We start from the raw sequence: 21,391 nt of genomic DNA, 5'->3' as shown, positions 1-21,391 counted from the left end.
CCCTGCGGGTTCTCCCGCAGGGGATGTTCGCGTTTCAGGGCCCGCTCGCCGGGGGGCAAGCGAAAACCCCGGGTGGAGGGCTCGCCAGGAACCCTCCCCCGGGGAGGTGTCGGAACGCTCGACGGCCGGCCGCCGTCAGACGTGCCTCAGCACTCAGAACTTCACCGGCAGGCTGGTGAGGTGCATGCCCTCACCCGGAACCGGCGCGTACTGCAGGTCCTTGCGGTCCACCGCGAGCCGCAGGCCCTCGTGCTTGAGCAGGAGCTGGTTGAGGACGATCTCCGTCTCCAGCTTCGCGAGGGAGGCGCCGATGCAGTAGTGCGGGCCGTGACCGAGGGCGATGTGGCCCACGCCGGCGCCGAGCTTGCGGGAGATGTCGAGCTTGGTGGGCTCGGTGTACTCGGCCGGGTCGTGGTTGGCGCCGAGCAGCGAGGCGTTGACGACCTCGCCCTGCTTGATCGGGCAGCCCTTGAACTCCAGGTCCTCGGTCGCGTACAGCGGCGCGCCCATGGGCACGGCGCTGGCGAAGCGCAGCAGCTCCGGGACGGCCGTGGTGGCGAGCAGCTCCGGCTGCGCGCGCAGCTTGGCCAGCTCCTCAGGGTGGTCGAACAGCGCGAGGACGGCCTCGCTGAGGAAGTGCGCGGGCGGCGCGATACCCGTGTTGATCAGGAGCAGGAAGACCGCGATGATCTCGGTCTCGGTGAGCTTGTCGTCACCCTCGTCCTGCAGCAGGCCGGAGACCAGGTCCTCGCCGGGCTCCGCGCGGCGCTTCTCGATCAGCGCCTTGCAGTACTCGACGATGCCCTGGATGGCGGGGATGAAGTGCTCCGGGTCACCGGAGGCGTAGCCCTGGATGAAGCCCTGGACGGTCGGCTGGTCCTCGGCCTCCACGCCCATGAGCTCACAGATCGCCGTGGCGGCGATGGCGTAGCCCAGCTCGCTGACGAGGTCGGCCTCGCCCTTGGCCTTGAGACCTTCGAAAATGGCCTCGGTGACCTGCTCCAGCTGAGGGCGCAGCGCGTTGACGCGGCGGGCCGTGAAGGAGCGGACGAGCAGGTTGCGGACCCGGGCGTGCTCGTCGCCGTCGGACAGCACGAGGATGCCCAGGTACTGCGCGTACTCGGCGGGCAGGCCGTAGGCCGCGATCATCTGGTCCGCGATGCTGGGGCCCTCCTGGCCGGCCAGCTTCGTGGCGTCACGCACGAAACGCGAGTCGGTCAGGGCGTCCTTGGCGTCCTCATAACCCGTGACCAGCCAGACCGGGGTCTCCAGGCCGGGCAGGGAGACATGGACGAGCGGGCCCTTCTCGCGCAGATCCGCGTATTTCGTCGGGTCGCTAATGGTTTCGGGCGCCAGGCTGACGAGTTGCTCCGACACGATGAATCTATCTCCTTAGGTCTACGGAAAACCCAGCCCCTGCGGGTGCGGGTGCGGTTGCGTCCGGGCCGGACCGGCGGGGTTTTGGCGCGAGGGTGCAGAAGAGCATGCGGTTGATATCAACCGGGCAGTTGCCAGCTCACAACCGAGAGAATGTGTGCACGGCGACCGGTTCGCCGTCAACTCCCTCTCGGGGCCCTCAATGTAGAACCAGAACATAGCAGCGTGGAGATGAATATCCAGGGGCCGCTTCCGGTTGTGCGGGCCTGGTAACTGGGGTGTCGTGAGGGCTGGTTGGCCGGAGGGCCAAGATGAGGACGCGGCGCCGCGCGGAGAGGTTGCCTTCTTGTGCGGCGCAGGCCGCACAAGGGTGAAACCGCGGTTGACGTCGTGAGGCGAAGGGGGCAATGCCCCATTTCAGGGACCGCGCCACGGGGTCTGGCCGGTGCGTGGCTCACAGCGGCGCGGTCGGAATTTCTAACGCGTTCCTAATGCGCGCCCGATTCGGGGTCCTATTGACCTGGCGCGTTAAGGATCCGTAAAGGGTTGTCCGGTCGCCGGGACGCCCCTGAATAAAGCCTGCATTGCTCTTGACGGAATCTTATCGCCGAAGTTCTGCGGGCATGTTTCAGGACCGCTCCGGGCGAGATTAGCGGGGTGTGTGAATTTACGCGGAACCTGCCGTGAGGGCCGTATTGTCAGGCGCTGCCCGCGAGCATCTCGGCGACCGCGATGCCCGACGCCCGGGTCGCGCCATGAGTGATCATGTGGACGGCGCCGAGCGCGGCACCCGTCGGTACGCCCATCTCCACGACCAGCGCGTCCGGGCGGGTGCGCAGCAGCCGGGCCAGGGTGTCCGACATCCACCGGTGGCGGGCCGCGTCGCGCACGACGACCACCAGGGCGCGCCCCTCCGCGGGCGCCAGGGCCGCGCGGTCCAGGACCTCGTCCGTGCCGTCGTGGCCGTCGAGCTCGGACTGGGTGAGGCGCACGGACGTGGTGTCGGGGCGCAGGTCGCGCAGCGGGTCGGCGACGCCCCAGGGGGTGCCGCCGTCGACGGCCGGGTTCATCACCGGCGACAGCTCCACGACATGCGGCGCCGCAGAAAGCGGAAGAAGAAATTCCGACGCGTCGGCGCGTCGACGCACCCGTACCGCGCGGCGTGCCGCGACGAGGCCGATGTCCGAGCGGTCGCCCGCCCGGGCCACCGCCCGTGACCGCTCGCCCGACCAGGCGGCGAACGCGCGTACCCGCCCGCTCGCCTCCGTGAGCCGTTCCTCGGGCAGGCGCCCGTCGAGCACGGCCTTGACGAGCGCCCCGACGAGCAACTCGACGGTGGACTGCTCGGCGCTGTCGCCGCCCACGCACACCGCGTCCACACCGCCCGCGAGAGCCCGGACGGTCGCCCCGTCGATGCCGTACCGGTCGGTGACCGCGCCCATCTCGATGCCGTCCGTGACCACCATGCCGTCGAAGCCGAGCTCGCCGCGCAGCAGATCGTTCAGGATGCGGGGGCTGAGTGTCGCGGGCAGGCCGGGGTCGTAGGCGGGCACCACCAGGTGGGCCGTCATGACGGCCCGCGCGCCCGCCTCCGTCGCGGCGATGAAGGGCGGCAGGGCGGTGCGGGCGATCTCCGCGGCGGTGCCCCGGACCTGTGGCAGGCCGAAGTGCGGGTCGACGGAGGTGTCGCCGTGGCCCGGGAAGTGCTTGGCGCACGCGGCGACGCCGGCCGCCTGCAGGCCACGGATCCAGGCGGCGGTGTGGCGGGAGACGACGTCGGTGCGGGCGCCGAAGGAGCGGACGCCGATGACGGGGTTGAGCGGATTGGAGTTCACGTCGGCGCTCGGTGCGTAGTTCAACGAGACACCCGCCGCGTGGAGTTCCCGGCCGATGTCGTGGGCGACGCTCTCGGTGAGGTCGACGTCGTCGACGGCGCCGAGCGCGAGGTTGCCCGGGCGTGAGGCGCCCGTCCACGCCTCCATGCGCGTGACGTCGCCCGCCTCCTCGTCGATGGCGACGATCAGATCGGGGTTCTCGGCGCGCAACGATGTGGTGAGCGCGGCGACCTGCGCGGGCTCGACGATGTTGCGGCCGAACAGCACCACGGCGCCGAGCCCGTCGGCGATCCGGCGGCGCAGCCAGTCCGGGGCCTCGGTGGTGCCCACGAATCCCGGCTGAAGGACGGAGTTGGCGAGCTGCTCCAGCTTCGGGTGACTGCTCGAAACCATGCCGGGACCTCCGGTGGGCGGATGGCTGACCGGGCGGCGGCCGGCCGGTGGACGAGAGCGCGTCGATGGCGATGGTCGGGTCGCCGGGCGACTTGGTACAGGCCAATCGGATGTTGGCTCAGGCCAATTGGAGCTGTCAAGGAGTGCGAACCCGCAGGAAACGGAAGGTGAACCGGCAGATGGGCGAGGCGTTTCGGGGGCGTGGGGACGGGTGGGCCGCGTGGGGTGCGGGCGCGGACCAATCAGGCCAGGCCGCCGCGTCGGCCACCGGAGGCCTCCTTGTACGACGCCGGTCCGCGCGGTGGAATTCCTGGGGGGCGGGACGGCCCGAACTGCCGTTCCCGCGAAGGCGGCACGGCCCGGCCAGGGCCACGGGCGAAGGAGGCACACCGTGCGGCGGTACGAACTCGTCGGCAGGCGCGACATCAGGCTGGTCACCGACGCCCCGGTGCCCGAGCCCGGGACCGGCCAGGTCCTGGTACGGGTGCGGTCGTGCAGCGTCTGCAACCGCAGCGACCTCGCCTACTACCACTACTACGGCCTCAGAGAGCACTGTGCGACCGGCTGTTACGGCCACGAGATCGCCGGAGTCGTCGAGGCCATCGGCCCGGGCGTCACCCGCGTCACCGTCGGGCAGCGCGTCTTCGTACGCACGCCGCTGACGAGCGGGTACGCCGAGTACGCCCTCGCGCGCGAGATAGCCGTCGGTGCGCTCCCCGACGGCATCCCCTTCGAGCAGGGCTCCATCCTCCAGCTCCTGCCACTGGCCGTGCACGCCACCCGGGGCATCCGGCTCGGCGACCGGGTCGCCATCCTCGGCCAGGGACCCGTCGGCCAGATGGCGCTGCGCATGGCCGTTCGGCGCGGCGCGGCCCATGTCGCCGTCGCCGACCTCGACGACTGGCGCCTGGAGCGGTCCCGGAACGCGGGCGCCGACGCGGTGCACCGTGTCGACGGCAGCTCCGGCCGACTGGCAGCCATCGGCGAGGGCTTCGCCGCGAGAGGGGAGGAGTTCGACGTCGCCATCGACGCCGTCGGCACCCCCACCACCCTCAACGCCTGCGTCGGCCTCGTGCGGCAGAACGGCCTGGTCGTCATGCTCGGCACGCACCACGTGGACACGCACGTCACCGTCGACCTCGTGACCTGGGAGCGCAAGGGCCTGCGCGTGCACAGCTCCGCCGAACCCGTCGACACCGCGCGCGCCGACGCCCTCGCCGTCGCCGAACGCCTCCTGCGCCACGGCCACGAGACGCTGCGCCTGCCCGACCTGCACACCCATACGTACGCCCTCGACGAACTCCCCAAAGCCATGGAGCAGTTGTCCGCCAGCAGGTCTCTCTACCCGGACGCGGACCGCGCCCCCTTCGACGGGCCGCCGCCCGAGACGCTGAAGGTGGCGATCGTGCCGTGAACCGCGCACAGGGGCAGACCCGGTGAGATGGGGGATCGCCGGGTACGGCGACGTCGTGGAACGGCGGGTGCTGCCCGCGCTCCGGGCGCTCGGCGAGGAGCCGGTGCGCCTCTGGGGTCGCGACGGCGAGCGGGCCGCCCGCGTTGCCGCCCGCCATGGGGTGCCGGTCGGCGGCGACGATGTGGACATGTTGATCCGGGATGTGGACGCTGTGTACGTCGCCACTCCTGTCGTCCACCATGTACCGCTGGCCTGCCGGGTGTTGAGAAAGGGCCTCCCCGTACTCGTCGAGAAGCCGTTGGCCGGAGGGCTGTGGCCGGGTGCCGGGGCCGGTGTCGACGGTGGCTTGCGTCCGGGGGCCGATGCCGATGGTGGCGCGTACGCGAGCTGCGGCGCCGACGGTCTGCCGTGTGCGGGTGTTGCGTACTACCGCAGGCTCGCCCCCGCCGTGCGCCGTCTGCGCGAGGAACTGCGCGGGTGGACGCCGGAACGGGTGGAGGTGCGGTTCCGGTGTGCGTTCGACCCCGGGGCCGGGCATCCGATGCGGTGGCGGACCGACCCGGCCCTGTCCGGCGGCGGGGTGCTCGCCGACGCCGGAAGCCACCGGCTCGACCTGCTCCACCTGCTGTTCGGGCGCCCTGAGGAGGTGCGGGCCCGCCTCGACCGCCGGTTCCCGGAGGGCGCCGAGCGGCTGGCCGATGTGGAGCTGCGGTGGGCCTCGGGGACGCGGGCACGGGTGCGCGCGGAGTGGAGCGGGGAGCCGCCCGAGGACCGCTTCGAGGTGAGCGGGAGTGGGCGGACACTCTCCCTCGACCCGCTGGACTCGGGCCGCCTGTACCGCCACGGCACCGAGGGGGAGCGGCGACTCACCCTGCCGCCCGCCCCGAATCCCCATCAGCCGCTCATCGCCGACTTCGTCGCCGCCGTCGCTGCCGGGCGGCCTCCGGTGTGCCCCTTCGCGCAGGCCCGCCTGGTCGACGAGGTCCTCGTGGCCGCGGAACGCTCTGAGGCGGCCTCAGGCGGCCCCGTCCGGCTGCCGCTTCCCATCGACGGCACGGGCGCGGGCCGAGCCGGTACTCAGGCGCCGTCGTCCGCCGACCAGGCTCGCGTCCACCGAGGGTCCGGCGTGTCCGACTGACGGATGAAACGCGTGTCGATGGACAGCCGCATCGCGTCCGTCGTCGCGTCCAGCGAGGCGTGGATGATGTGCGGCACATGCACCATGACGTCGCCCGCCGCGAAGTCCGTCCACAGCCAGCGGCGGCCCAGGCTGCGCGCGGTGAACTCCAGGTCGTGACAGATCTGACGGCGGTCGCCCGGCCGGTCCGTGGTGTCCCGCAGCGACTCGTAGGCCTCGGGCGGCAGCGCGTGCGAACCCTCCAGGTAGACCAGCGCGCCCGATTGCGGCGGGCAGTCGCCGACCGGGATCCAGGTCGTGACGACCTGCGGCGAACCCTTGTCCATGTAGTCGAAGTCGACATGGGCCCGTGAGGCCCGGCGTGCGCCGCGGTGGAAATGGCGCAGGATGCGGCGCGGCAGCATCCGGGCGTCGCCGTCGAGAAGGTCGGCCGCCAGCTTGCGCAGCCGGGGGTCGTCGAGAAACCGGTCGAAGGTCTCCGAGCGGACGAACGCGTGCGCTGGGTGCCCCGCCACACCGTGCTCGGGCAGCCCGTCCGGCACCCGCCCGGAGAACACGCCGTCGCGCGCGCTGGTGCCCGGCGCGAGATAGCCCGGGGGCAGCTGGGAGAAGTACCTGGCGCGCAGCCGCAGCACCTGCTCACGGTCGAGGAAGTCCGGCAGATAGAGATATCCGTCCGCGTGCAGCCGCTCGCGCAGGGCGGCGGGGTCCGGCATCCGATCGGGGTCGGTGGCGCGCAGCGGGCCGAACAACTCGGGAGAGAAGGGTATGGGCACGCCGTTCGACGAGAGATTCACGAGGAGTCCTTACGTCAGGGGGTCGTCGTCAGGTCGCCAGTCCGTAGGTCGTCAACAGATGACTGAGCTGTCCATACATGTCGAGGCCGTCAAGAGGTGGACGGGCTGTCCATGTGCAGTGGAGGCGTCAATGGTTGATGGGTCGTCAAGGGCGAGCGAGGAGGAGTCAGAGGAGTCAACGGAGGGGAATCAACGGATGCAGGCCAACGGATGCGGGCCATCGGAGGGGGATCAAGGGGGAGTGCCGGTCAGTAGACGCCCTCGACCGCCTCCCCGGGTGGTGTCAGGCCGTCGTCGAACGCCTGCACCGCCGCCACGCCCTCCCAGGGGAACCACGGATGCGGGCCCGTCCTGATCGCGCTGTCGCGTTCGAGGAGGTTCGGCAGGAACAGGTCCTCCAGGAGTGTGGTGACGCGCACCCGCCCGCGCTCGCCCACGGGCACCTCGCGCCAGGGGTCGGCGGGATCGACGACCTGGAGGACCGCGAAGGGCGGCGGCAGGTGGTACGAGTGCCCGGTGCCGCCGGGCGGCGCGGGCGCGTCCGGCACCGCGTCGGCCTGCAAGGCGTGGCCCGCCAGCGTGTTCCCGTACGTGTCGATCCACTGCACGCCGTCCAAGTGCTCCTGACGCAGGAACGCGGCCTCTGCGGCGCTGCACGTCGTACCGCCGGTGCAGACCGCGCGGATGCCGTACGTGTGCAGGGGGCGCGGCAGCCGCATGGCCAGTTCGAGGAGCAGCCGGGACGTGGTGAAAAGGAGTGTGGGCCGCTCGGCCGTCAGCAGGATCAGGGTCTGCTCCACCAGGTGCGAGGTGTAGGAGTCCGCCTCGCCGCCCGCGCGCAGCGACGCCTTCACCCAGCGCGGGTCGAAGTCGATGGCGTACACGGCTCCCCGCCAACTGTCCGCCAGGCCCTCCACGAAGTGCCCGTACGCGTGCGGGCCGCTCGGCGTCATCGCGAGGATGTCGCCGCCCGCGACACCGCGCGCCTCCAGGACGGTCCGGTAGACCTCCACGTCGTACGCGAGGCGGGTGACGTTCACGATCCGGCAGGGCGCGCCGGTGGTGCCGCCCGTCTCGAAGACCCGGAACGGCCGGTCGCGATACCCACGCGGACGCAGGTCCAGGGCGCTCGCCGCGCGCAGCTCGCCCTTGTCGAAGAGCCCGAACAACTCCAGCGCCGCGTACCCGTCGACATCCTTGAGCGGGTCGAAGCCGAGCCGGTCCCGTCGCCCGACCCAGAACGGGGAGCCCGTGTCGGGGTGGAAGTGCCAGCGCATCATGCGCCGCGTCCACACATCGAGGTCCACGGCCAGCTCGGGCACGCGCTCGCGCAACGTGTCATACAGGGTGTCGAAGGTGACCTGCGGGGCGTGTTCCTGGCGTGCCGCGGTCGTCATGGGACTCCTCCTGGTGTCGCCGGCGGTCGGTACACGAACAGGGCTTCGTCGGCGAGGGCACGCGCGGCCTCGGCGGTGGCGCCGAGCACGGCGGCGAAGGGGAAGGGAACCTCATGGCCGATGAGCGGGTGGGACGGTGCGGCGGGGTCGACCTGGAGCAGGGCCAGTTGGGGGCGTACGTAGACGTCGCCGCCGGCACCGGCACCGGTACTCGTGGTCACCGCCGGTTCGCGGGTGAGCAGGTGGTCGCCCGGGCGCAGGCGGCCGCGTACGGACGCGGCGGCGCGGTCGGCCTCGCCGGGGTCGCGGAAGGCGGTCAGCGGCCAGTGGGGGTCGGCCGGGTCGGGGGCGGGACCCGGGTGGAGGGCGTCGAGCGCGGCCGCGAGGGCCTTGGCCAGGGGGTCCGGGGCGTGGTCCACGCACACGACAGTCCGTACGTTGCTGCAGAACCGGCCCGAATCCGCAGCGATGAGCGGCAGCAGCCAGGCAACCGTGTCGTCAACAGCGTCAACAGCGTCAACAGCGTCAACGGAGTCAATGGATTCGGCGGGACCGGCGGGACCGGCGGCCCTGCCGGGTGACACGAGTGCGCAGCCCCGGCCGGGCCCGTGCAACGTCAGCGACGGAGAGTCCCGCACCGACGCGGCGAGGCCCGCGCCGCCGTACACGATGTGCCGGTCGGTGAGTTTCAGCAGGCCGTGCAGGGCGTGCTGCTCGGTGGGGTACAGACCGAGGCGCCGGGGTGGCCAGCCGACGGCGAGGAGCGCCGCGAGCAGCCGGGCCGCGGACAGCGGTTCGCGGCGGCTCGGGCGCACCCAGACGCACGCGGACCGCTCGGCCTGCTCCAGGACGGAGTCCAGGCAGGTGAAGGTGTTGCCGGGCAGCGCCACCAGGGCGAGCGCGTCGTCCGGCGCGACGACCTCGCGGCGCGCGGCCCCCTCGTACAGCATCGCCCCCCACCGGTCGACCAGCGGCCCCGGCAGCCCCGCGCTCTCCCACAGGGCCGCCCGGAAGGCGTCCGCGCTCTGCGGCCCGACGCCCCCGACGGTGACCGTGCCGTGCCGGAACAACTCCAGCGCGGACAGGACGAGTTCGCGTCGGCCGGGCAGCGGGGGCAGGTCCGCGCGGACGCTGTCCCACCAGCGGCGGTCGGAGTGGGCGACGATGTGCGGGACGAGGGCGAGGCGGGCGCGCGTCGCACCGGGCAGCGGGGCCGTGTCGAGGGACGTCTGCCAGTCGCCCCTGCGGTACGCGGAGAGGACCGGAGCCTCATCGTCCGGCCCCGTCACGACAACTCGCCGCGCAAGGCCTCGACCACCCGGAACTGCTCGGCCCGGGTGAGCGTTGGATAGAGCGGAAGCGCGATGTGGTGCCGGGCGAACCACCGGGCCTGCTCGAAGGGACCGTCGGCCGCCACCCCGGAGGTTCCGACCGCCGCCCCGGACGCTTCCACCACCGTCCCCGAGTCCGCTGCCGCCGTCCCCGAGCCGGCCACTGCCGTCCCCGAGGCCTCGGCGCCCGCCCCCGGCCCGGCCGCCACCGCCCCCGATTCCCCAGCCGCTGCGAAGTACGGCTGGTCGCACAGCAGATGGTCGTACACCTCGCCCGCGAGCGACACACCATGCCGTTCGCGCAGTCGCTTCTTGAGCAGCGCCCGATCCACGGGCGCGTCCAAGTAGGCGAGGTACTTGTAGTAGTTGCTGTGCGCCGCCGCGGGCACGGTGTGGGCGCGGACGCCGGGCACGTCGGCCAGCAACTCGTCGTAGCCGAAGGCGAGATCGCGGCGCGCCGCCAGCGTGTCGTCGAACCGCTCCAGGTCGACTGTGCCGACGGCGGCGTGCAGTTCGCTCAGCCGCCAGTTGCCGCCGGGCCGGTCGTGCAGCGTGGAGCCCTGCGCGCTCTTGCCGTGGTCGCGCCAGCGCCGCACCTGCTCCGCGTCCTCGGCGTTCGCGCAGGTCACCAGGCCGCCCTCACCGCTCACCGCGACCTTCGTGGGGAAGAACGAGAAGGCGCCGAACCGGCCGAAGGCACCCGCGTACCGGCCGCCGAGCGTCGCGCCGAGCGCGTGCGCCGCGTCCTCCACGACGGCCACGCCCCGCCGCTCGCACAGCGCGAGAACGTCGTCCAGGGTCGGCGAGACGATGCCACCGATGTGCACCGGCAGCACCGCCGCCGTGTCCGGATGGCGGTCGAGCGCGGCGCGCAGCGCGTCCGGATCGAGGCCGAGGCCGTCCAGCTCGATGTCGACGAACCGCACGCGCGCACCCGCGCGCACCGCGGCCGCCGCCGTCGCGAAGAACGTGTTGACCGGCACGAGCACCGTGCGCCCGGCCACGCCGACGATGCGCAGGGCGATCTCCAGGGCGGCCGCGCCCGACGCGACGGCGACCCCTTCGCGCCCCGTCCAGGCGCGGCACAGCTCCTCGAAACGGGCCAGGCCGGGGCCCTGCGTGAGGTGGCCGGAGGCGAGCGCGGTGTCGACCCGGTCGAGGACCGCGCGGCGCTCGGCCACGCCGAAGTGGACGCGCTGCGCGGGGATGTCGCCGGGAGCGGTGGCGGGCCCCGACAGGGTGCGTGTGAAGAAGTCGACCGCGTGCCGCACATGGGTGCCGTGGCCCATGGGCAGCTCGTGGACGTCGAGGCGGTCCTCGGCGTCCGCCGCCGTGTAGCCGCGCCGGACCGTGCCCGCGGCGGCGCGGGCGTCGGCCGGTTCCAGATAGGAGTCGGCCGTGCCGTACTGGAGGTGCAGCGGGGCCGGGGCGAGCGCGGCGTAGAGGTCGCCGAGGTCGGCGTACTCCAGGATGCCCGGCAGGGCGGCGCCCTCGTACCCGGTCAACAGGCGTTCGTACAGCGCCGGATAGCTGCCGAGGTGGCTGGCCGCGCACACCGGCAGCGGGCGTGGCGTGAGCAGCGCGGTGTGCAGGGCGACCGCCGCGCCCAGGCTGTGCCCGAACAGGCCGACGCGGTCGGCGTCGACCAGTGGGTGCGCGGTGAGGACGTCCAGGGCGCCCAGGGTGTCGCCGACGAGCGCGCCGAGCAGGGAGTGGCCGGTGAGCGCGAAGGCGTGCGCGAGGAGGGCGCCCTCCTCGCGGCCGGCGCGGCGCTCCTCGTCGAGGCCGCCGATGCCGTGCTCGAAGGTCAGCGTGACGAAACCGGCGCGTGCCAGGTGCTCGGCGATGTTGCGGTCGGGGAAGTCCGGTGGGCGCTCGCCGGTGAGGTGCTCCAGGCGGGCGTTCTTGCCGCCGAACACCAGGACGGCGGGGCCGGGGGAGGACTCGGTGCGGTCCGCCGGGGCCAGCAGGGTGGCTTGGAAGGCGCCCCGTACGGGCGAGTTGAGGGTCAGGTGCTCGCGCCGCAGGCCGGTCTCGCCGTGGGTGTCGACGGCGGTGATGTCGAGCTGGGCGCGGTCGACGCGGGCAAGGCGGTCCACGACCGCCCGGACCCTGCGGGACCAGGCCGCGTGGGCGGTGGGGTCGGAGAGGGTGGGGGTGAAGCGCAGCGTCGGTTCGGCTCTCAGCAGCCGGCGCACGTGGGTGGTCTGCATGCGGGGGCTAACGCTCCTGTGGGTGCGGGTGGGTGTGGTCCTCGCGGGGCGCCCCAGGCCCGCCCCTTCCCGTAACCAGGGGGCTGCGCCCCCTGGGCCCCCGCTGATCGCCGCTTCGCGGCTCGTCCTCAAACGCCGGACGGGCTTGAAAGAGGAGGTGGCGGGGCCGGGTTGAGAAGGGCGGGCGTGTGAGTGAAGGGCGGTCGTTGGGTCACTGGTGGGTGGATGGGCGACGGGTCGAGTGGTGTACGTGCCAGGCGCTCGGGGAGCGTCTGGGCGAAGTCCGCGCCAGGTGTGCGAGCGAAGTTCGCGTCGGGCGTGCGGGTGGGGTCTGGGGGAAGTCCGCGTCAGGTGTGCGGGCGAGGTCCGCGTCGGGCGTGCGGGCGAGGTCTGGGAGAAGTCCCGCGTCGGGGGTGCGGGCGAGGTCCGCTTCGGGCGTCCGGGTGAGGTCTGGGCGAAGTTCGCGTCGGGCGTGCGGGTGGGGTCTCGGCGAAGTTCGCGTCAGGTGTGCGGGGGAAGTCCGCTTCGGGCGTCCGGGTGGCGTCTAGACGAAGTCCGCGTGGAGAGTTTGGGGGACCTCGATCGCGTACGCGTCCAGAGCCTCGTCCAGTTTGATCTGGCCGCGTTTGAGGAGCTCCAGCAGCTCGTTCTGGGGGCGGTAGAAGCAGGATTTGCACAGGTCGGTGCGGTTGGGGTTGGTGGCTTCCCACTCGGCGCGCGGACCGCCGTCGAGGACCGTGGGGTAGCCGAGGTCGACCACGTCGCCGATGCGGTAGCGGCTGTTGAGGTGGACCTGCGGGCACGGGTAGAGATGCCCGTCGGCGCCGACGGCCGTCACGAAGCGGCTGTAGTGGCAGCGCTCGAAGTCACCCTCGACCTCCTCCACCTGGTCCATGGGGCCGCGGTCCAGCTTGGGCACCGACACCTCGAAGGCGTCCGTGGACATCGCGGCGGCCTCGACGAGCGAGGCGGAGATCTCCGCCATGACGGACTCGATGGTCTCGTGCCCCATCGCGCTGTAGAACTCCGGCTCGAAGCGCACATAGTGCGCGCCGGACTCGTGGGCGATGCGGGCGGCCTCGACGATCTCGCGGTAGTTCTGCAGCGTGATCACATAGTTGAAGCCGATGCGGAAGTCCGGTGCGACGGCGTTGTCGCGCAGCTTGCCGATCGTCCCGATGAACTTGGAGAACGTCTGCTCGCGGTCGCGTGTGATGTCGTTGAACGTCGCCTCGGTGCCGGCGTTCATGCCGACGCGCACCCAGGTGTGCGTCGCGGTGACACAGTCGGCGACCTTGGGGCGGCCGAGCCGGGAGCCGTTGGTGATCAGGCCGATGTGCAGGCCGCTGTCGTGCCCGGCGTGGCAGATGTCGGCGTAGCCCGGGTGGATGGTGCACTCGCCGCTGCCGCAGAAGGTCACGGCGCGGCCGTCGTTCTCGGCGAACTCCTTGAGGAGAGTGATCGCCTTGTCGGTGGTGAGGGAGTCCTTGAACGAGAACAGGTCGTAGAACTGCTCCTCGTTCGGTGAATGGAAGTTGCAGAAGTTGCAACGCATATTGCAGGCGCCCATGATGCCGATCCGCATGTGGACCGGTTTGATCTCCTCGCCGGCGACGAATCGTCGTAGGAGATCACCGTGCGCCATGACTTTCTGTGGCGAGTGCGCTTGATCGAGACTCACGTCCGGGAGGCCTTCGCCGTTCCGGGGCGCTGTCATGGTGATATCGCGGGCACCTTCAGTGCTGTTCACGAACCCCTCCACGCGCTTTTTGGCGACGTTTTGCGTTGTCCGATCGACGTCCGCGACAGTAGGAGAGCGCTTCCTGGAGTGTCAATGGGTCTAGACAACCAGGAAGTTGAGTAAACATCTATCGCGCCATGGGATCAGGCCAAATGTGCTGGGCACGTGTTCTTGTCACGTGCCACCGCGTGCCGGACGCGCTGAATTGCCGCCGCGGAGCAGGTCAGCAATCGCTGTGGGGCAGGTCAGGAATCATCGGGGGGCGGGTCAGGAATCGCCGCGGGTCACGTCATCGGGACACGGGTGCTTGAACGTCTTCTCGAACGTCCGGAAGGTGTCCTGCGCCTTGCGGCCCCGCACGGCCGGGTACTCGATCACCGGCACGGGCTTGCATACCGGCCACTGATCGGTGTCGTCGGTGTCGGAGGACTTCTCGAAGCCGTACGTGCCCGCGGCGCCCTGGAGACAGCCGATGCAGCGCGTGGAGTCGCCGGTGTCGACGATGCTCGCGTCGATCAGGGTGTTGTAGACGTCGTCCTTGGTCGGTGTGCGCGCCGGGTCCGGGGTCCTGGTGGAGCCGCCGGTGGGCTCGTTGGCCTCCGAGTACGAGCGGTCGAAGGCATTGGCCAGAAGCATGAACGCGTCGTGGTACATGATCGCGTAACCGTCGTCGAGGGACTTCCCGCCGAGGCCGTAGGGCTCCTTGAGTTTGTTGAAGACCGACAGGAAGCCGCCGAGGCCATCGGGCGCGGTGCTCTTCTTCTGCCACCACTCGCTCGTCACGGACGCGGCCGCCACCATCGTGGTCTTGGTGTCGCGCAGCATCTGCGTGAGTTCGGGGGTGGTGAGCGTCGGGTCGAGACCGATTCCCACTTTCAGGATGCGCACGGGGCTGCTGCGGTCACAAGAAGGCTCCTGTGACAGACGTTTCACGAGTGCCGGGAGATCCTGGTCGCGGCCCGCGAAGAACACCGTGTCCGAATCGGTCACGCAGATCTTCTGCGCGGCGGACTGGAATCGCTGCGGGATACCGGCGTCCGGGCCCGTCGAGCCCAGGAACGACGCCGAGCGCTTGCGCAGCCCGTACGCCGCGCCGAATTTCTTCTCGATCAGCTTCTGCAGATTGCGCGAGTACACGTCGTCGGGGCGGCTGTCGAAGACGAGGAAGCCTTTGCCCTCGCCCCGATTCTTCTTCAGGTACTGACCGAGGGCGTCCGCGAGGAGGTCGTTGTTCGGTGAGGTCTTGAAGAAATAGGGGGCGTTCATGTCGGCGGAGGTGATGACCGGACCGACGGTCGCGATACGGCGGTCGCTCAGCGCCCGCATCGCGTCCCGGGTCTCGGGGGTGCTGCTCGGCAGGCCCATCACACCGACGAGCGGCGACTCCCGGTCGTCCGTCAGGTCCTCCAGGTCGTCGACCACCGGCTGCCACTTGTCGAGGTCCTTGCCGTCGGGCGCCATCAAGAGCTGATAGTGCGGCCCGCCGCCGCTGTTGGCCCGCAACTGGGCGGCGTGCGCCCCGGCGAGGGCGCGGCGGATCATCGGCGCGGTCATGGCGCTTGAATCGTCCGAGGTGAACGGCATCATCAGCGCGATCCGGCCGTACGGTATCCGGGTCTGGCCCTTCTTTGGCGACTCCCAGGCCTTCTCCACCCGGGCGTTCTCATCCGCGACGGCCCGGATCAGCCCCTTGATGTCGTCGTTCGCGTCGAACGCCGAATCCGTGACGCCCACGCACTGGCCGTCACGCTTGGCGAGGCCCCCCGCGCAGTCCTCGGGGCGGGTCGCCAGGTACACGATCACACCCACGGCGATCAGGACCAGCGGCACCAGGACGGCGATGGCCTTGTCGAGGGGACCGAACCCGTTGCGGCGGCTCAGGAACATGCTTCCTCACAGTTCGGGCAGCGGGAGGGGGCGCTTGTCACGGACGGCGGCCGGCCAGGTGCGGGCGGCCTGGCTCAGCACGGCCCGCCACGTCTGGTGCCGCAGCGACAGGAAAGCCAGCTCGGCTCCGATGTCGTCGCAGAGGTCGGCCTCCGGCTCGGCCAGCGCGTCGGAGAGGTACCACAGGCCGTGCAGCAGCCTGTTGATGCAGCGGTCGATCTCGTCTATGTCGTGATAGCGGTCGTCGTGGGCGCCCGCGGCCATCGCGGCCCGCTCGTCGTCCCAGTCCGCCGACGGCGGGGCCGGTGCCGTCGCCGCGTAGCTCAGGCAGTTCAGCCAGCGCAGCGCGCTCTGCCGGTCCTGCTCCGACTGGAACTCCTCGGACAGCGCGGCCACCACCGTCTTGGCGTCCCCGGCGGCCAGCGTGTGGCGCAGCGCGTCGGCCTCGCTGTCCTCGCCACGCGTGGTGTGGTGGCGGCGCAGGAAGCCGTGGATCTCCTGCCAGCCGCGGCGCGAGTCGGCGCCGTGTGAGGTGCGGCGCGCCTCGTGCACCAGGAGGGTGTGCAGCAGCGGGTCGGCGGCCAGCGGGCGGTCCTGCGGGGTGTCGTGCTGCCAGTGCTCGGCCTCCAGATAGTCGGCAGCCGCGTTCGCGGGCAACTGCTCGGGCCCCTCAAGGCGCAGATGGGCGGCCAGGGCCTGCGCGGCCGTGCTGTCGCGGGCCAGGGACAGCGGCACCAGACGCGACCGCTGCTGCGGCGAGGGGAGCAGCCGCTCCAGGATCGCCTGGGTCACCGAGGGCCCGTCGGGGGTGGTCAGTTCGAGGAGGTTGCGCGGGCCGAGCGGTCCTTCCGGCGGGGGTGGGCTCGTGCCGCGGGACGCCGTGGCACGGGTGTGCTCCAGGACCGCGTCGCACAGCACGCCGCTCGCCAGTGGGTGCCCGCCGGTGAGGGTGTGCAGCGCGGACGCCAGATACGGGTGCAGCGGCGCGGACGCGGCGTCCAGCATCAGCAGGATGTCGTCCCTGCTGAGCGGTGTGAGCGGTACGACGAGCAGTCCCGCCGACGGGGCGTGGCCGGTGCGCCGCCAGCGCGTGGAGGTCACCAGGTCCGGCAGTTCGCGGTGCGCGGCCTCGGTGGCCTCCGGCGGCGCGTCGCCGAGCCGGGTGGCGACGACGACCAGCGGGTCGTGGTGGGCCGTGCCGGGCCGGGCGCGGTATTCGAGGATCAGGTCGACCAGGCGGGAGCCGGCGGGGGAGTGGGTGTTGTCGAGCAGGGCCAGCGGGCGCGGGTCGCGGTTCAGGCGCTGCCACTTGCTGCGGGCGGCGGCGATGTCCTCCAGGAAGGCGTGCACGAGGGTCTGCTCGGCCGCGTGCCGGTAGTCGCCGCCGCGGCGGAACCAGTCGGCGAGGCGTACGAGTCCGTCCTGGCCGTCCGCCGCCGTGCCCGCGGCGGACTCGGACTCGGCGTACCGCTCCTGGTACCACTGGCGCAGCGGTGCCGCGGCGCGCGAGCGGGTGTACCGCTCGAAGTACTCGGCGAGCGCCGCCTGCGTGAGGGCGTGCGCGACGGACCAGGACCCGGCGCCGCCGGCCCCCGCGCCGGGCGCGTCGTCCAGGCGGGCGCGCAGTCGGACGGCCCACCGCTGGGCGACGTTCGCCTCGGTGCCGGACTCCAGGTGGCAGGCGATCAGGAGGCGGGCGATGCGGGTGGTGGCCCGGGTCCGCCCGTCCGCGGTGCCGCCGTGGCTCGCGAACACGGAGATCAGGCCGGGCAGGAGCAGCGGGAAGCGCCTGCCGAGGCCGGGCGCCAGGGAGCACACCAGCTCCTCCAGGAGCTCGACGACGAGCGCGCAGGCCGCGGTGTCGACGAGGGCGAGCGGGAGCCGCCCCGAGTAGTGCCGCTCCAGGGCGCGCAGGACGGCGGTGCGGCCCATGCCGTGGCGTCCGGTCAGGAGGACGAGAGGGAGGTCCTTGTCGTGCTCCCAGGGCACGCGGGCGCGTTCGGCGTAGGCGAGGCCCGTGAGGCGGGGGAGGAGGGAGTGGAGGAGCGGATCGCGTGCGTACAGCCGAGGCGTTTCGGATGTGTGCATCTCGCCGGATTCCGCTCCTGTCCTTGGCCGCCCGCCGGTGTCTCGTCCCCGCCGGTCCCGCGGGTTCTCGCGCCGCTCCTTCGCCCCTCCTTGCCGGGGTCAACTGCTTTGAGGGTGAAAGAAGTTACACCTCCCACTATCCCCTGGCCAGGGCCTACGGGCGAGCCGATCGGGCATATTACGGCGGATCCGTGACACGGTGCGGTATGCGATCGGGGGCGCGCGACCGAGCGGGGCCGAAGGCGGTCGCAAGGCGGTCGGACGGCGGTTCAGGGCCGGTCTGATTCCGGTGGGTTTTCGGTGGGTTTCCGGTCGGGCGTCGCTCGGGTTTCGCTTGGATTCAGGTCGGGAGCGGTCGGGAGCCGATCGGGAACGGGCGCGCGGAGGAGCGCGGACGCGGCACGCGCGCGGGGGCGTACTCGAAGCGGTGCTCGGGGCCGTGCGGGCGCCACTTCGGAGCCGCGCGCGAGCGCATCCCCCCGACACCTCCACCTTCCCCAACCACCCGCGCCGGCCTCGTCTCAGTGCCGCGGCCGCACCGTCAGCTCCACCCGCGCCGGCAGCTCGTCCGCGTGGTGCACCTCGCCCGGATAGTCGAGGCGCACCCGCCGCAGCGCCGGAAGGCCCGCCAGATGCACCAGGTCGACCGTGTCGAACAGGGAGAGGTGGACCTCCTCAAGGCCCGGAAGGCGGCGCGCGATTCGCCGCAGCGACACCGCCGCGCCGGGCCGCGAGCGCACTTCGAGGCCGGTGAGCTGCGGAATGCGGGCGCCCGGCGGGAACAGCATCATGCTCAGCTGCTCGTGCGAGAGGCGCAGGGTGCGCAGCGCGGGCAACTGGGCGAGCAGCGCGTCCCAGTCGTCCGGCCGCAGCCGGTCGCTCGCGTTGTGCAGGCGCAGCTCGCGCAGCTCCGTCAGGGCGGTGATGGCAGCCAGCTCGACGGCGTCCGGCGGCAGCGCGAGCAGCCGCAGCCCGCCCGGCCGCGGCAGGTCCCGCAGCCCGCGCCAGGGCACTGCGGCGCCCAGGAGCAGCGAGTCGAGGCGCGGGCACGCCGAGAGCCGGGCGAGGGGCTCCAGTTGGGGCAGGTCGGTGAGGGTGAGACGGCGCAGCAGGGGGAGCCGGGTCAGCGGCGCGGTGTCGCTGATGGCGCGGCAGCCGTGCAGGGCCAGGGCCTCCAGGGCGGGGAACGTCGACAGGAAGCCGAGCGACGTCAGCCGTACGTTGCCGCGCAGCCGCAGCTCGCGCAGCCCCTCCGCGTCGAGCGCACCGACGATGTCCTGCTCCGAGAAGTCGCCCTGGAGCACCACGCGTTCGTACCCGGACATCGCGCTGAGCGCCTTCAGCTCGGCCGCCGAGCGCACCGTGACGGCCTCGCCCGCGCCGGCCGCGAGCAGCGGCTTGATGATCTCCTCGGCGTACGCGTCGGTGTCGAACCGGTCCCAGTGCGCGAGGAGCTGGGAGCGCACCGCCGGCTGCCGTGTGGTCACGAACTCGCGCAGCCGGGCCAGGGCCGCGTCGCCGCCGATGCGGCAGATCGCGTGGACCGTCGTGACCTCGGCGTCGCCCGTGAGGCTCTCGGCCCCGGGCAGCAGGCCGAGCAGCAGCGCCCCGGTCTCCGCGAGCGCCCTGGCCTCGCGCATGCTGCGGGGCGGCAGGAGCTGCGCGGCCCGCTCCTCCACGGTCCTGCGGACCTCCGGGTCGAGGCGCGTCGCCTGGCCGAGGGAGGCGAGCGCGAGCAGCCGGAGCCGGGCGCGCACCGTGTCGTCCTCCTCGCGGTCGGCGCGGCCGGTGAGCCGGGTGAGGAGGTCGGCGCGCTCGTCGGGCCGGGCCTGGGCGACGGCCATCTGCAGGACGTCCTCCCACTGGTCGACGTGCGCGTGCGCGACCAGGGCGCCGATGTCGTGCTCCTCCAAGGCGGCCTTGGCGCCGAGGAAGTCCTGGAAGGTGCGGTGGATGAAGTCCACGGCGCCCTCGGCCGGTTCACGCAGCAGGCCGGTGCGGACGAGGAGCAGCCGCAGGACGTCGTCGGACGTGCCGACGGCGGCGAGCTGCGGCACGGACGGGCGCAGCTTCTCCACCAGGTCGACGGCGTCCTGCCGCCGCAGGATGGTGCGTTCGTTGCGGATCAGCCAGTACGCGAGCCGCTTCAGGGGCTCCGTCGCGGACATCTGGTCCAGCGGCGGCGGCTGGCGGCCGTAGAGGTCGCGTTCGCGGTCGCGGCGCTCCAGGAGCATCGAGAGGGCGGCCTCGTACAGCGCGATCCGGCCCGGCGGCAGGAAGCCGCGGCGCTCGCGGTGCAGCGCGCACATCAGGGCGCACAGCAGCGGGTTGGTGGAAAGGCGGCTCAGCTCCGGCGAGGCCCGCAGCAGCGGCAGCAGCTTCCCGGCGAGTTCCTCGCCCGCTCCGGCAGCCTCGTGCCAGCGCCGCACGAACCGCCGTACGTCGCCCGGCCGCATCGGCGTGAGCGTGAACTCGCGGAAGCCCTCGCGGCCGAGCCAGTCCCGGGGCAGCGCGGAGGGCCGCGTCGTGACCAGCCACAGATTGCCGGGGAAGGCGGAGCGGAGCTTCGCGAGCCAGGCCCGCGCGCGTGGCCGCTCCGCCTCCGGGATCTCGTCGACCCCGTCGATCAGGAGCATGCCGCGCCCCGCCTGCAGGACCCGCACCACCCAGCCCTTGGGCTCGCTGCCCGTCAGCGGGCAGTCGATCCACTTCAGGAAGCCGTCCGGCATGGGCAGTTCGGTGTCCTCGCGGGCCAGCGTGCGCAGCGGGAGCACGAACGGCACCCGGCCGAGGAGCTGCGGCAGATGGCCGGGCACCCGGTCCTGCTGGGCGGTGGTGATGGCGAGCCACTGCACCAGCGTCGTCTTGCCGGTCCCGGCGACGCCGCGCAGCAGCACCCGGTCGTGCGCGGCCAGGGCCGCCTCGACGGGGCCCGCCGTGCGCTCGGACTCCGGGTCCGGGTCCACGCCGCGGCCGTCGGGATCGCCGTTGCCCGCGCCGGGGACCGGCTCGGCGGGGTCGCGGGCGGGCACGGCCTCCAGGCTCAGATAGGCGGTCTCAAGGGGCCAGGCCTGGCTCTGCGGGTCGTGCAGGTCGACGCCGTGGATGGTGAGGCTGCTGTGCTGGCCCACCACATAGTCGGCGTAGGCCCGCTCGAAGTCGGTGTCCTCCGTGAGCGTCGCGGGCAGCCGCTCCAGGAGCAGCCGCAGTTGCTCCTTCTGCTCGCTCAGGCCGCGGCGCAGCTCGACCTGGGTGCGGGCCTCGAAACCGGGGCGCTTGCTGAACTGGTGGACCAGGTGCAGACAGGCGGTGACGAGCAGCCGGTCGTGCAGGCGTGCGGCGTCGGCGCTGAGCAGCGCGCGGGTCTCCGGGGCGCTGGCGCGGACCAGGGCGGCGGCGAGCTTCTCCGGGCCGAGGTCGAAGGCCTGCACGTCGTCCATGTCGAGTTCGCCGAGGGCGCGGAGGGTGTGGCCGAGGGCGTAGCCGACGGCGTTCTGCTCGTCGGGCGCGATGGGCGGGTCGTGCGGGCCCGCGGCGCGCATGGCGCGGCGCACCAACTCCCGCGCGAGCTGGTAGAGATCGGCCTCGCTGAGGACGCGCTTGTCGCCGGTGAACGACAGGAGCCGCCCGATGCGCACCGGCCGCTCGCCGAACTCGGCTCCCGGCAGGCTCTTGGGCGGCAGCAGTAACCGTTTCACCAGCGGCACCATCACCGACGACGCGATCCGCAGCCCCACCGTGCCGGCGTCCACTCAAGCCCCCGTCCGTGCCCAGAACCGC

General features: G+C 72.2%; 12 protein-coding genes. 2 read left to right on the top strand and 10 right to left on the bottom strand.

Annotated features, from left to right (window positions below; translation table 11 throughout):
* Positions 1–153 precede the first annotated feature (153 nt).
* On the bottom strand, positions 154–1,377 hold the full coding sequence (locus ACZ6BG_RS34520; protein ID WP_469008970.1) for a cytochrome P450: 1,224 nt from the start codon (positions 1,375–1,377) through the stop codon (positions 154–156).
* Between the two features lie 698 nt (positions 1,378–2,075).
* Complete coding sequence (locus ACZ6BG_RS34515) at positions 2,076–3,605, bottom strand: glycoside hydrolase family 3 protein (protein WP_469008968.1); 1,530 nt, start codon at positions 3,603–3,605, stop codon at positions 2,076–2,078.
* A gap of 391 nt (positions 3,606–3,996) precedes the next feature.
* Between ACZ6BG_RS34515 and ACZ6BG_RS34510 the strand changes: the two genes are divergently transcribed.
* Entirely contained in the window at positions 3,997–5,019 is a 1,023-nt protein-coding gene (locus tag ACZ6BG_RS34510) for a zinc-dependent alcohol dehydrogenase (RefSeq protein ID WP_469008966.1), read from the top strand.
* Positions 5,020–5,041: 22 nt separating this feature from the next.
* Positions 5,042–6,157, top strand: coding sequence for a Gfo/Idh/MocA family protein (locus ACZ6BG_RS34505; protein ID WP_469008964.1), 1,116 nt, complete (start codon positions 5,042–5,044; stop codon positions 6,155–6,157).
* Here ACZ6BG_RS34505 and ACZ6BG_RS34500 read toward each other — a convergent pair.
* The 8 genes from ACZ6BG_RS34500 to ACZ6BG_RS34465 form a co-directional block, all read right to left on the bottom strand.
* Positions 6,097–6,954 (bottom strand): phytanoyl-CoA dioxygenase family protein, encoded by an 858-nt coding sequence (locus tag ACZ6BG_RS34500; RefSeq protein ID WP_469008961.1) that lies wholly within the window; start codon positions 6,952–6,954, stop codon positions 6,097–6,099. The two genes, ACZ6BG_RS34505 and ACZ6BG_RS34500, sit on opposite strands and share 61 nt — an antisense overlap.
* A 248-nt stretch (positions 6,955–7,202) precedes the next feature.
* On the bottom strand, positions 7,203–8,351 hold the full coding sequence (locus tag ACZ6BG_RS34495) for an acyl-CoA synthetase family protein (RefSeq protein ID WP_469008957.1): 1,149 nt from the start codon (positions 8,349–8,351) through the stop codon (positions 7,203–7,205).
* On the bottom strand, positions 8,348–9,640 hold the full coding sequence (locus ACZ6BG_RS34490) for a hypothetical protein (RefSeq protein WP_469008954.1): 1,293 nt from the start codon (positions 9,638–9,640) through the stop codon (positions 8,348–8,350). The genes ACZ6BG_RS34495 and ACZ6BG_RS34490 overlap by 4 nt, the downstream gene beginning before the upstream one ends.
* The gene (locus ACZ6BG_RS34485) at positions 9,637–11,895 is read right to left on the bottom strand and encodes an aminotransferase class I/II-fold pyridoxal phosphate-dependent enzyme (protein ID WP_469008952.1); all 2,259 of its coding nucleotides are present in this window, start codon (positions 11,893–11,895) and stop codon (positions 9,637–9,639) included. The genes ACZ6BG_RS34490 and ACZ6BG_RS34485 overlap by 4 nt, the downstream gene beginning before the upstream one ends.
* 544 nt (positions 11,896–12,439) lie before the next feature.
* Entirely contained in the window at positions 12,440–13,540 is a 1,101-nt protein-coding gene (locus ACZ6BG_RS34480; RefSeq protein WP_469008950.1) for a radical SAM protein, read from the bottom strand.
* A 363-nt stretch (positions 13,541–13,903) separates the two neighbouring features.
* Positions 13,904–15,523 carry an ABC transporter substrate-binding protein gene (locus ACZ6BG_RS34475; RefSeq protein WP_469008947.1) on the bottom strand — a complete coding sequence of 540 codons (1,620 nt, stop codon included), beginning with the start codon at positions 15,521–15,523 and terminating at the stop codon, positions 13,904–13,906.
* Positions 15,524–15,529: 6 nt separating this feature from the next.
* Complete coding sequence (locus ACZ6BG_RS34470) at positions 15,530–17,611, bottom strand: P-loop NTPase family protein (RefSeq protein ID WP_469008944.1); 2,082 nt, start codon at positions 17,609–17,611, stop codon at positions 15,530–15,532.
* Between the two features lie 521 nt (positions 17,612–18,132).
* Positions 18,133–21,363, bottom strand: coding sequence for an NACHT domain-containing protein (locus ACZ6BG_RS34465; RefSeq protein WP_469008940.1), 3,231 nt, complete (start codon positions 21,361–21,363; stop codon positions 18,133–18,135).
* Positions 21,364–21,391: the final 28 nt, after the last annotated feature.

The organism is Streptomyces sp. NPDC041205 (assembly GCF_055591765.1).
This window is presented reverse-complemented; position numbering and strand designations above follow the sequence as displayed.

Bases quoted from the DNA above. Each gene is read 5' to 3' on its own strand.
- ACZ6BG_RS34515 (WP_469008968.1), bottom strand. From the start codon at position 3,605: ATGGTTTCGAGCAGTCACCCGAAGCTGGAGCAGCTCGCCAACTCCGTC.
- ACZ6BG_RS34495 (WP_469008957.1), bottom strand. From the start codon at position 8,351: ATGACGACCGCGGCACGCCAGGAACACGCCCCGCAGGTCACCTTCGAC.
- ACZ6BG_RS34485 (WP_469008952.1), bottom strand. From the start codon at position 11,895: ATGCAGACCACCCACGTGCGCCGGCTGCTGAGAGCCGAACCGACGCTG.
- ACZ6BG_RS34480 (WP_469008950.1), bottom strand. From the start codon at position 13,540: ATGGCGCACGGTGATCTCCTACGACGATTCGTCGCCGGCGAGGAGATC.
- ACZ6BG_RS34475 (WP_469008947.1), bottom strand. From the start codon at position 15,523: ATGTTCCTGAGCCGCCGCAACGGGTTCGGTCCCCTCGACAAGGCCATC.
- ACZ6BG_RS34470 (WP_469008944.1), bottom strand. From the start codon at position 17,611: ATGCACACATCCGAAACGCCTCGGCTGTACGCACGCGATCCGCTCCTC.